Annotated in this window: 11 protein-coding genes; 3 read left to right on the top strand and 8 right to left on the bottom strand. The window is 41.2% G+C overall.

Annotation, left to right across the window (positions count from 1 at the left end; all coding sequences use genetic code 11):
• Window positions 1–25 precede the first annotated feature (25 nt).
• Both J8L86_RS05935 and J8L86_RS05930 read right to left on the bottom strand, forming a co-directional pair.
• Window positions 26–634, bottom strand: a complete 609-nt coding sequence (locus tag J8L86_RS05935; protein ID WP_247663245.1) for a hypothetical protein — start codon at window positions 632–634, stop codon at window positions 26–28.
• 71 nt (window positions 635–705) lie between these two features.
• A complete protein-coding gene (locus J8L86_RS05930) occupies window positions 706–2,907 on the bottom strand; it encodes an LruC domain-containing protein (protein WP_247663244.1) in 2,202 nt (733 codons plus the stop codon).
• A 1,071-nt stretch (window positions 2,908–3,978) separates the two neighbouring features.
• Here J8L86_RS05930 and J8L86_RS05925 point away from each other — a divergent pair.
• Window positions 3,979–4,491: a hypothetical protein gene (locus J8L86_RS05925; RefSeq protein ID WP_211029315.1), complete on the top strand. Its 513-nt coding sequence runs from the start codon at window positions 3,979–3,981 to the stop codon at window positions 4,489–4,491.
• 46 nt (window positions 4,492–4,537) lie between these two features.
• Window positions 4,538–5,125, top strand: coding sequence for a hypothetical protein (locus tag J8L86_RS05920; protein WP_211029313.1), 588 nt, complete (start codon window positions 4,538–4,540; stop codon window positions 5,123–5,125).
• 48 nt (window positions 5,126–5,173) lie between these two features.
• Here the strand turns inward: J8L86_RS05920 and J8L86_RS05915 are convergent, their stop codons facing one another.
• From J8L86_RS05915 to udp, 5 genes are all read right to left on the bottom strand, one after another.
• Entirely contained in the window at window positions 5,174–6,268 is a 1,095-nt protein-coding gene (locus J8L86_RS05915; RefSeq protein ID WP_211029311.1) for a glycosyltransferase family 4 protein, read from the bottom strand.
• Window positions 6,269–6,560: 292 nt separating this feature from the next.
• Window positions 6,561–7,505 carry a stomatin-like protein gene (locus J8L86_RS05910; RefSeq protein WP_055023521.1) on the bottom strand — a complete coding sequence of 315 codons (945 nt, stop codon included), beginning with the start codon at window positions 7,503–7,505 and terminating at the stop codon, window positions 6,561–6,563.
• Entirely contained in the window at window positions 7,505–8,440 is a 936-nt protein-coding gene (locus J8L86_RS05905) for a slipin family protein (RefSeq protein WP_065109351.1), read from the bottom strand. The genes J8L86_RS05910 and J8L86_RS05905 overlap by 1 nt, the downstream gene beginning before the upstream one ends.
• 128 nt (window positions 8,441–8,568) lie before the next feature.
• Entirely contained in the window at window positions 8,569–9,039 is a 471-nt protein-coding gene (locus tag J8L86_RS05900; RefSeq protein WP_055023523.1) for an NfeD family protein, read from the bottom strand.
• Window positions 9,040–9,375: 336 nt separating this feature from the next.
• Window positions 9,376–10,134, bottom strand: coding sequence for a uridine phosphorylase (gene udp / locus J8L86_RS05895; protein WP_055023524.1), 759 nt, complete (start codon window positions 10,132–10,134; stop codon window positions 9,376–9,378).
• Window positions 10,135–10,440: 306 nt separating this feature from the next.
• Here udp and J8L86_RS05890 point away from each other — a divergent pair, with 306 nt between their 5' ends.
• On the top strand, window positions 10,441–10,650 hold the full coding sequence (locus J8L86_RS05890) for a YdcH family protein (protein ID WP_055023525.1): 210 nt from the start codon (window positions 10,441–10,443) through the stop codon (window positions 10,648–10,650).
• A gap of 95 nt (window positions 10,651–10,745) precedes the next feature.
• Here the strand turns inward: J8L86_RS05890 and J8L86_RS05885 are convergent, their stop codons facing one another.
• On the bottom strand, window positions 10,746–11,207 hold the full coding sequence (locus J8L86_RS05885; protein ID WP_211029309.1) for a hypothetical protein: 462 nt from the start codon (window positions 11,205–11,207) through the stop codon (window positions 10,746–10,748).
• Window positions 11,208–11,265 lie beyond the last annotated feature (58 nt).

Raw genomic sequence — 11,265 nt, 5'->3', positions numbered from 1 at the left:
GGTTAATGTATTGTTGGCAACCCCGTTAGATAGCACCAATGGTTAACGTTTGCTCCTCTGCCTCTATATCATATGACCACATTTGATAAATAGGATCTGAACCATCGTAAAACCACACTACCGCCACTAAGTTTTGTTGATGGTTTGCCACTAATAGCGCTTCATTTAAGCTACCTTCATCTAATGCGCCACGTAATAAGCATGACTCAAAGTTAACCGTCACTTGGGCACCATTTTGCTCATATTGGTCACATAACGAAAAATAACCTCGCTGCGTAGACTCAAGCGCCACATCAATATCCAGATTAAAAGCCGCTTGTAAGTCAAAATCAGCATCAACAATCAGATCATCAATTGACGTTGCTGGTATCGTTGGCTCCTCAGGCGTTTCAGGATCCGTTGGTGTTTCTGGGGTCGTTGGCGTCGTCGGTGTTGTTGGTGTCGTCGGCGTCGTTGTCGTTGTGGTTGTCGCTGGTGTTGCAGCCACTGGCGCTGGAGAGCTGTCATCTCCGCCCCCCCCGCCACCACAGGCAGTCAGTAATGTGAGTAACATTGTCGCCGCTACCGTTACACCTTTATTCGACGTGATTAACATTGCACTTTTAGCCGTAGTTGTTTGAGTTAATGTGTTCATAATATTCACCTTAAAATTCCGTTTATGACTTAAGTTAATTGGGTTTGCGGTTATGCGATTCATCGTGACTTTTAGTCTTTAAAAATCAAAGAATCTTGTGCATTTAGGTACCAGTAAGGCTTAGTCTCACCAGTTTCGTCTGCAGCAAATTCAATAAACTCAATGTAAGCACTATCAACACGTTGGTTTTCTGCAGGATGCTGCCATGAATCAGGTACTTCAATCGCCCAGCTCATGCCGTTTTGATCTTGGAAATACTGGCCTTGTGAAGCCGCTGACGCATCGTCATGCATGCCTAAAAAGCGCGTATCAAACAAATCAGTTGGTGCTTTATTTTTCAAATGGATTTCTAATTTACGGCCAGGGTTTTGCCCATCAGTAATATTCTTCGCCGCTAAGCCATGATCTGTACCTGGAGTGGCAAAAATAAATGGGTCATAAGGAAATTCAGGCATGTCATCGACATGAACCGAATCAATAAATGGCACGGTCATTTGCCATGTCGCACGATACTGAGTACCACAACCCGGCTCTGTTCTGAAGTATAAACAGCCGTTACCTGGCGTAGCGTGCTGCCATAAATCTTGACTGAACAGTAATACCGCATTAGTTTGATTTTCTTCTAATGGCGAGGTGGTTTGTTTCACCCCTTGCATGCTCCACTCAATCGCAGACTCTTGCACATTACCACGTCCCACATCAGGCAGTTGCACCGCAAAGCCGTTATGGTAAGCAGCGCCCATTGCCACTAACTGCGCATCAAATGCCACACGACGCACCATGTCATTTTTACTGAACTGGCTAATACGTAATTGCATCACCACATCGTTCATATCAAAGTCACCTTGGTTCGGATATAAATCCTCATAAGCCAGCGTGGTGTACTCAGAAGAAGATGGGTAATAACTGATCGTGATACCCGTTTCAGTGACTGTAATTGGGTAATCCTCTACCTCACCATCACTCACACCACCAGTAGGCAGTAGATCAGCAACCGAACTTAAACGAAATCGTGCCCATGTCTCACCGGTTTTAGCCCAATTTGGGACATCAATTGATAAGGTGGTTGTACCCGCATTTAATGAACGAGCAGCAATCACTTTTTCGTCAGTATCAAACTCGCCATTTTGGTTCCAATCAATCCAACCATTTAAAAATGCCGCATCGCCTTGGGTTGTGACAATCAACATCGCATTTTCGCCGATTTCAAACCCTGTAGGCATACTGATACCGTCATCATCATCGATACCATCACTTTCATCATCAGATAATGGTGCTGGATAACCGTCTGATTCATTATCAACGACACTACCCAATTTCATATTGCCAACAATTCCGTGGCGAGCACCATTTGAGTCTATTAAGGTGCCGTAACTGTCTGGCGCATCACCAAAATCAACACTGTCTCCTACTGGCACTTCGGCAAGCGCACAACGCGCACCGTCATTAGAAGTAGAAGAAGGACCATAAGAGAAAAGTTCAGCTTGTGGAATATCAGCATCAACCTTGACTTTAAATACATTACCGTCACCGTTATTACTCAAGTATAAGTTGCCATCAGGATCGAAAAACTGTGCCCCAAAGGTAAAACTACCGCTGTCTTTGGTGATCACATTACCCAAGTTTTCATGCGCACCCGTACTAGGATCAATTTTGATTAAGGTACCAGAGCTGCCGTTAGTCACTGCATATAAAAAGCCATTGGTTGGATGGAATGCAAAATCGGTAATATTGTAAGTGGCATTATTTTTACTGCCCGGCACAATGTTCATAGGATGGTCATTACCATCAAGCGGTACGGTAAATAACCCTTTACCTTTACGGTAGCCGTACCAAACGTTTTCGTTAATGGCGACGTCACCAACATAAAAGTTTTGATTAGCTGCCGCGCTGTCTTTGGTGATTGTTAATGGCTCTACTTGATAATCTTTACCCACTTTACCGACAGTGGCATTTTCGTAATCCCAACCGTAGAGGTAATTATCAAGATAACTAAAACCCACACCGTTGAGTGCTTTGTTAATCCCCATATCTGGTGACAATACAGTATAACTACCTGTACCAAGTTCAACGCCAAAGGTCTTTGGAATACCCGATGGCGTTTGCACGATAAAGGCTTCCGTCGGACAAGCATCAAATGCGTCAGCAGCATGGGTATTAGCACTAAATAGCGCCATGCTAGTGCCAATAGCAATACTACTGAAACCAAGAATATTGATGATTTGGGCGTTCAATGAATTTACATTACTTGCTTTTACAGTTGCTGTTTTCATATTGCATCTCGCTATTCGTTATCAGGATGTAACGGTGTAATGCACAGCGAATGCCAACTTTTAATACCTTTTAAATACAGTAACTTATATAATTATCAAAGATTTTAATTATGGCTAAAATGCATTCTGCAACGCATTCTGAATTTGAGAAGATGGGTGTTTATATTTCCAAACTTGGTTTGTATTAAGGTCAAGGTCTTGGGGCTTCGCCCACACCAGATTGCGGCTGCTCTGTTATTCTCCAAACTCCGTTTGGATTAAAGTCAACGTCGTGGCGCTTCGCCCACACCAGACTAAAAGGGAGTGAACTGCGACTCCCTCTTAGAACACCCCGCAGCTCCAGCGAAGTTTAAAAAGCAAAACTTCCAATGGAGGACTTCATAACTTTAAACTTTAACTGTAGTCCGCTTCAGCAAGCTACAAAAATCACTAACGCTTCCGATGGTGCATCCATGCACCGCGAAAGCTATGCTCATATCCATGTGAGCATCACGCTATTTTCTTCAACGTCCTCAATTTAAATTGCGCCTTTAGCTCTTCAAATTTTCACGAATACCGTTAAATCGAAGAAATAATAATCCCAGTGTAGATGCAGCAGCGAGCTTCCAAAACATGGATGTTTTGGCAGAGCTTACATGGACGTACTTGCAGCGTCTCGCAGTTGTATCTGCACATAAGCCTGCGGCAGGCAATGGATTAGATTGAAGTAATAGACTTAGATAACCAAGCCAACAAAAAACTAAGCAAAACATTGAATTATTAATAAAAGTTATATTAAGGTATAACCACTTAAGGACAGAGTTAGGTAACCTCGAACACAATCTTCGAGCACGCCATTTAGGGAAGAAGAAGCCATTAAATAATGATGTGCCTATCAACTCCCTTGTAAAGTTTACCCTGCCCCCACTAGTTAGTAGTGTGCTCGGCACCATAACAGCACTACATTTTTACAAGAAAAACCATGGTACCCCAGAAAATAAGTAGGGGCAGAGCAAACTTAATTACAAGCAGTCCGAAAGATGACTCGCTGGTACTCCTAAATTTCAGCGGTTTCGGACATTAGGCATCACTATGAAAATCACTCTATCTATTTTACTACTCATTATGTCAGCAAATAGTTTTGCAACCGATGTGAAGCTGGGAAATCTACAGCGATATGGCACCTCTCCGCATCTGGAGCTATTTCTAATGCCAAGCGGAGGCAGTAGCATAGCTGAAGTTTTCGAAGTAATTACTTATCGTGAGCGCGAATTTACAGTCCGTCTCATTGGCCAGTCATCTGAATTAACCAATCAAGAGCTGCTAACCTTTTATCAAACTCATTACCCAATCGAGCTAGAGGCTGCATTTAAATCTTCAGGCAATTTGCATAACCCCGCAATAAACGGAGTGAGAGATAAGTTTCCGGAAGCGTTGAAGTCTACGACTATTTTCAAGCAGTTACTTATCGAATTAAATAAACTAGGGTATGAAGTGACTAACATTGAGTTTGAAAAATTTACCGCATATAAAAAACATGGCATATCAATACCTGATGTCTATATAAAAGTGGTTAAAAGTACCAAGCAAGACGAGGTAAATTAGCCCTACGGGCGCTCTTACGTAAAGCGTAGAAAACAAGGAAGTTTTTATGAAAAAATGGCATTTTATTACAACGTTAACACTCCTATTTCTATCACAGGTCTCGGCCACTGACCTTGATATTTCTCTGTCACATGACAGTGAAAAAGAAAAGATGAAGCGGGCTCAGATAATACGACTTATTGAGCAACATGATCTCAGCCAATGGTGGTTTACGGATACCATCGTCATAGATGAGTCTATTCGCAGCCCGTTTAGTCACCCCGTTTTAACACTTAAAGCTTCAATGCCAAACAATGATCCTGCTGGTCTGTCTCAATTGTTGCATGAACAGATTCATTGGTTTGAAGACACAAGGCAAAAAGAAGTAGAGAATACTATTTCAGCCCTTCGAAAGATGTATCCGATTGTCCCCGTTGGCTATCCAGAAGGCGCAAGAAGTGAGTTTTCGACCTACTTGCACCTTGCTGTTTGCTTACTCGAACTAGATGCACTTGCTGAAGTGTTAGGCAAAGAAAAAGCAGAAACAGTTATTGCCACGAATGGACAGTATTTTTATAAGTGGATATATAAAACCGTACTAAAAGATCAAGCTAAAATACGTACAGTTTTAAAAAGTAATAATCTGTATATTTAGCAATGTCTTCTTACCAGCAAAACAATCTGAAGAGTATTTTTAACAATCTTATCTCTCTTTCAATAACTCATCGAACAAGTCTTTCCATGCTTGCTGTAGCTCAAACCATTGTTGCTGTTTCCAGTGATTGATATAGCCAATATTCGAGTCTGTGTTTGATGAAACCGCTTGAGATAAAAATTGATTAATTGCATCGGCAATAGATTCAGCGCTAACAGGCTCAGAAATAGGATGAATAACAGGAAGGTTTTCCCCTTGATTAACATCGTATGCAGCATGCTGATTAATTTGATCCCCTAGCCCATCGACAGTGCTTGAGATAATGGCTTTATTCATGGCCAATGACTCAATAAATATGAGCCCAAAGGGCTCCCAGCGAGATGGGATAACCACAGCATCAACTTGATTTAAAAACTCAGGGACACGTTCAACTTTCCCCACAAACTCAACATTCGCAGCGCCACCAGCTAATTGCTCTAGCTCATCGTCCAAGGGGCCTTCACCCGCGATTTTCAGTAAACAAGGTTGATTAATCAGCGACATCGCCTTTATCAATAAATCAAAGCCCTTTTGATAATGAAAACGCCCATAAGCGGCTATAACAGGCACTTTTATGTCAGCGGATGTTTTATTAACATTACTTCGTTCAGCGTCGATTGCGGCGTTATTTAGGTCGTTCAATTTAGGAATAAACCGACTTAAATTACGTCCTTGGCCTAATAAATTGATCTTATTTTTTGGCACTAAATCATGGTTAAGCATCCATAACTGCTGTGAAGGCGCAATGGCAATAACCCTGTCCACTAGCCAATAATTGAGTTTAAGCATCCAGTAAAAACGTTTAGGAGACTGAATTTGCGAGCGCACAAAGCTTGCGCTGTAGTGATGTTCTTGCAAGACGAATTTTGCCTTGGGGTGCCGTAATGTAAATATGAAAATATTGAACAGATTTCGCCAATTTGAAGCACCATGTAAGCAAATAATATCCGCTGTTGAATTCAAAGAAACCGGCTTTGAAAAATCCACATATTTGATGTCGAATTCAAAGTCGTGTTGCAATGTTGAGCCGCATAAGCTTTGAAGCGCAAAATTAACGCCGCCCATGTTTGGATCATCAACACAATGCAATACTTTTGGTTTCACTCTCACCTCTTATCTACAAGGGCATGCCATAACACGTTTATTCACTGACATTCTATTCATCTCGGTTATCACGACTTAACCTAATGCACTCATCATAAACATAACCTTATCTTATTGATTTCGCAAAATTTGAATGACTCATTAATCAGTTAGTCAATCAGGTTTTTAGTCAGTTTTAGCCACTTATTCGGCTATGTCGCCGCGATTTGAGCAGTAATTATACCCGCCACGGTATTTGCTATATAAAAAAGGCTAGCACTGCTGCTAGCCTCTCCCTTAACGAATCAAACAACTATTTTTTAGCCTTAAATTCGTCTTCAAGACCCATGGTCGTCATCCATTGCTCGAAATTAATCAAGTTAGCCGGTAATACCACTCGGTTATCGGCATCACTTAACCCTTCAAGTTGCTTGAAGTATTGCTCACCTAATTGCAAACGCAGTGCGCTGTGTCCGCCAGGTTTTGAAATAACGACAGCCAGACGCTCAATCGATTCAGCGGTCGCTTTAGCAAGGGTTAAAATCTCTTCAGCCTTACCTTCAGCTTCGTTAATACGGCGTTGCATCTCACCTTCTGACAAGTTAATGGTTTCAGCCATAAAACCTTCAGAGCGATTAATCTTACTTTGTTTATCACCTTCACTTTTTGCCAATAAAGCACGACGCTCACGCTCAGCATTCACTTGCATTTCCATGGCATTTTTAACTGTTTCTGGCGGGGTAATGTTTTTAATTTCATAACGATGAACTCGAATACCCCAAATCGCTCCAGCTTCATCAAGCACTTCAACCACTTTGGCCGATATAATATCGCGCTCTTCGAAAGTACGGTCTAAATCCAGCGTACCAATAACGGAGCGTGTGGTTGTTTGTGCCAATTGAATTGCTGCATAACGATAATCAGTAATCCCGTAACTCGCTTTAACGGGGTCCACCACTGAGATATAGATTACCCCGTCCACTTCAACATTGACCTCATCACTTGAGAAACATTCTTGTGGAGGAACATCAATGGTTTCTTCTTTCAAATCGTGGATATAAGCCACTTTATCAATAAAAGGCACTAAGGCATGAAAACCTGCATCTAGTGTGTTGTGATATTTTCCTAAGCGCTCAACAATGTAAGCAGACTTAGTAGGCACTAATCGAATTGACTGAAATAACTTCAGTACAAATATTAAAAAGATTGCGCCCCAAATGATCATCACGATGAAATCTGTATCAACTCCGTTTAACATTATCGTGCTCCTTTTGTGGCTGATGATGGTTTAGCTACGGCGTGGGTCACTTGCTCCATACCTTCAAAAAAGCCTTCTAATTTAGCCATTTCAGCAGGTACTACCGACACTTGAGACTCAGACAAAATGTTACCCACTTGGCTAATAAACTGCTCTTTTAGCATCATGTTCATCGCATCATTACCGCCTTCGTTAGCCAGTGCAGTACAAATCATATCCATGCCTTCTGATTTTGCTTTAGCAATGATGGTAATTTCTTGCCCTGAACCAATTGCTTCGTTGATCCGTTTTTGTTTTTGACCTTCTGACAAGTTAATCGCCTCTTGGCGTTCACCTTCTGACATGTTGATCATGGCCGCTTTTTCGGCGTTCGCTAGGGTGATCTCAGCACGTTTACGACGCTCTGCTTCCATTTGCTTTTCAAGCGTATGAATCACATGAATAGAAGGAGTGATGTTTTTGATCTCATAACGCAGCACTTTGATCCCCCAAGGATCGGATGCTTTATCAATCTCACGTACAATCGATTCATTCAAACTGTCACGTTCTGAGAACGTTTGCGATAGGGTTAATTTACCAATCTCTGAACGCATGGTGGTTTGTGCAAGGTTAACTGCAGCGCGGCGATAATCTTCAATACCGTAACTGGCTAACTTACCGTCCATGACTTTTAGGTACACTAAGCCATCAACTTCTAATTGAGTATTATCTTTTGAAATACAGCTTTGCGGTGGGACATCGAGTACTTCTTCACGGGTATCGTGGCGGTAAGCAACTCGGTCAACAAAAGGCACTAAAAAATGAAATCCCGGTTGTAATACGGTTCTAAATTTACCTAAACGCTCAATCACATTGACCTCACGCATCGGTACAATCAACATGAGTTTATACAAGATAAAAACGATGAATAAAAATGCTATGGTTAGTTCAAACATACTTCCCCTTCCTTTTGAAAATAATATTCAAGCCAATAATGAGCATGGCTTTAATATGACTTTATCCGTGATTTTTTATTAATTTGGCTTACGGTTTTGCGCTTTTGAAATGCACATATAGCGCTTCGTTAAGGCGACACTTCAGTTTCGATATATGGCTCAACAATTAACGCGATGTTTTCACGGCAAATAATACGCACTTTGCTACCTGACTTAATCTCACTACCGTCGCCTAATGCTGGCCATTCAGTGCCTGAATAAGTCACCCGGCCTTCTCGTTCACCTGGACCAATATCAGCCTTTACCGTGACAATTTGATTATATAAATCCATTTCTTCGTCGGTATTATCCACGTGAGCATCCCCTCCAATCATTCGTTGAGTGACATGACGAAAGCTCAGAAGTAATACAATTGAAGTGATAAACCACAGGGTAAAACTTTGTGTAGCGCCATCAACAACACCTGTAAATAGTGCAGCCGCAACGATGACACAGGCTGTGCCGAGTAAGATAACGATGCCCCCGGGAACAATAATTTCCGCGAACATTAAGATGAGACCAACAATTAACCAAATGCTGGTTGGATTTGAAAACTCCATATACCCCCCTGTAAACACGTTATCATAGAATCCTTTAAGCTATTAAACCCTGATCCAACCCAGATTTTAGGCAGGGAGTTTATAGTCTTGATAACCATTGGAATGCTAAAAGCACTTTGACAATATCTGTACTGTTCACACCAATTAAGATAAGGGTTAACAACACGACATATTATGTCAACAATACAGTAAAATGACTAAATTGCAATCATATTCCACACGGGGACACGTTCGCTTACATTAAAAACACTGCGCAATTTACCAAATACAACCAATAAAAAAGGTGCCTAAGCACCTTTATATTCAAACAGTTAAGTTAATTTATAAACTTAACGATTACGCCATGAGTTTTCGAGCAGCATCAACTACGATAGTAATTGCACTGACTTCGGTTTTCTTCATCATCGCTTCGTCAGGGATCTCTTGTTGAGTACGATTCACAATCACACCTGCAACGCAGGCTGCGCGCCAACCTTGTGAAGCACACATAGTAAATAGCGTCGCTGATTCCATTTCGTAGTTTAATACGCCCATCGCTTGCCACTCTTTCATTGAGCCAACAAAACGACTGGTCACTCGGCCTGAAACGGTATCGTAGCGCTCTTGACCTGGGTAGAAGGTATCTGATGACGCGGTAATGCCAACATGAGGCTCTAAGCCATAATCACGACAAGCGGCAACCATTGCTGTTGTACAGTTGAAGTCTGCAGCTGCTGGGAATTCAAGCGGAGCGAAATGTAAGCTCGCGCCATCTAAACGTACCGATGCCTGAGTTACAATCACATCACCAACATTAACTTGAGGCTGAATCGCACCAGTGGTACCGACACGCAAGAATGTGGTCACACCAAGTTGTGCTAACTCTTCAACCGCAATTGAAGTCGAAGGACCACCAATACCAGTTGAACAAACCACCACAGCTTTACCATCGATATAAGCAAGATAACTGGTATATTCACGGTGACTGGCTAGAAACGTTGCGTTGTCCATTAATTCAGCAATTCGCTTAACACGCTCTGGATCACCCGGAACAATTGCCGTTGTTGCACCATCAAGCATTTGCTTGGTTAAACCTAAGTGAAATACGTCGGCCATGTTGAAAACCCCTTTCATTATTGAATATAAAATCCTAATTATGTCGACTTTACCCCACTATTAACTCAGTTAGGGTTAACTCGATCACATAAATCTTGATACTTATAAAACGCTTGTTGTGACAAATTTACAAATGCCAATACCAACCTCTAATTTAGCGCACCATAAACTACCTGAAACTCAATAGTCAATTTTAGTTTATATTCAGTAATAACAAGCATTTTAATAATAATTGATCTTGGTCACGATACTGGCTTAAAAGTCGGCGTAATTTGGTATTAACAATAGAAAAAAAGGAGCCCTTCTATGTTTCCAGAGTACCGTGATTTAATCAGTAAATTAAAAACCACCAATGCCCATTTCTCAAAGATTTTCGATGAGCATAATCAGCTAGATGAACAAATTAAACAGTACGAGCAGCACTACAGTAGCGATACCACTCCCGAGCTTAAAATTCTCAAATCCAAGAAATTGCATTTAAAAGAAGAAATTTTCTCAATGCTGAAAAAGCATTAACGCTGACACTTTTATCAATTTTCAGCCAATAAAAAAGGACGCATATGCGTCCTTTAATATTGTCAGGCATCAGTGAGATGCCATCGAGTTTGTCATTACTGAGAAATAGCTTCAGTAATAGCTTCACTTGAATCAAAGTGCTCAATGCTAACGACATTGAATTTATCTAATTTGATGACTGACGCCATGTCTTTTTCTGATGGGAAAGTTGCTGTGACATCACCTTCACGATCTAACCCCATTGAGAATGGTAAGTCTTTCATTTTTGGGATAGCGACAAATCTAGCAATAAGAGAAGGCATACCGCTGATATCAGCAATATAAACTAAGTTCTCTGGTTGTTTTTCAGCTGGCAATAATTCAAGCGATGCTTGAATAAGCTCGCCACCTTTCATGCCACGGCTAAATAATACCCATTGAGTTTGTTCATTTACCACTAAAGGCTGCTCAAACTGATCTTCTAAAGTCACTGGTTCAATTTTATCATTCACAACAAACACCTCAGCTTGTGCTGTCGTCATAAACAATAAACTTGCTACAAATAAAATGGCTTTCATCTTGTTATTCCTGAAGTAGAGTACAAACCTTACCGTGAGGCAAAGTGATAAATGTAAT

The sequence above is a fragment of the Shewanella sp. MMG014 genome (assembly GCF_018100775.1).
Taxonomy (GTDB): domain Bacteria; phylum Pseudomonadota; class Gammaproteobacteria; order Enterobacterales; family Shewanellaceae; genus Shewanella; species Shewanella japonica.
This window is presented reverse-complemented; position numbering and strand designations above follow the sequence as displayed.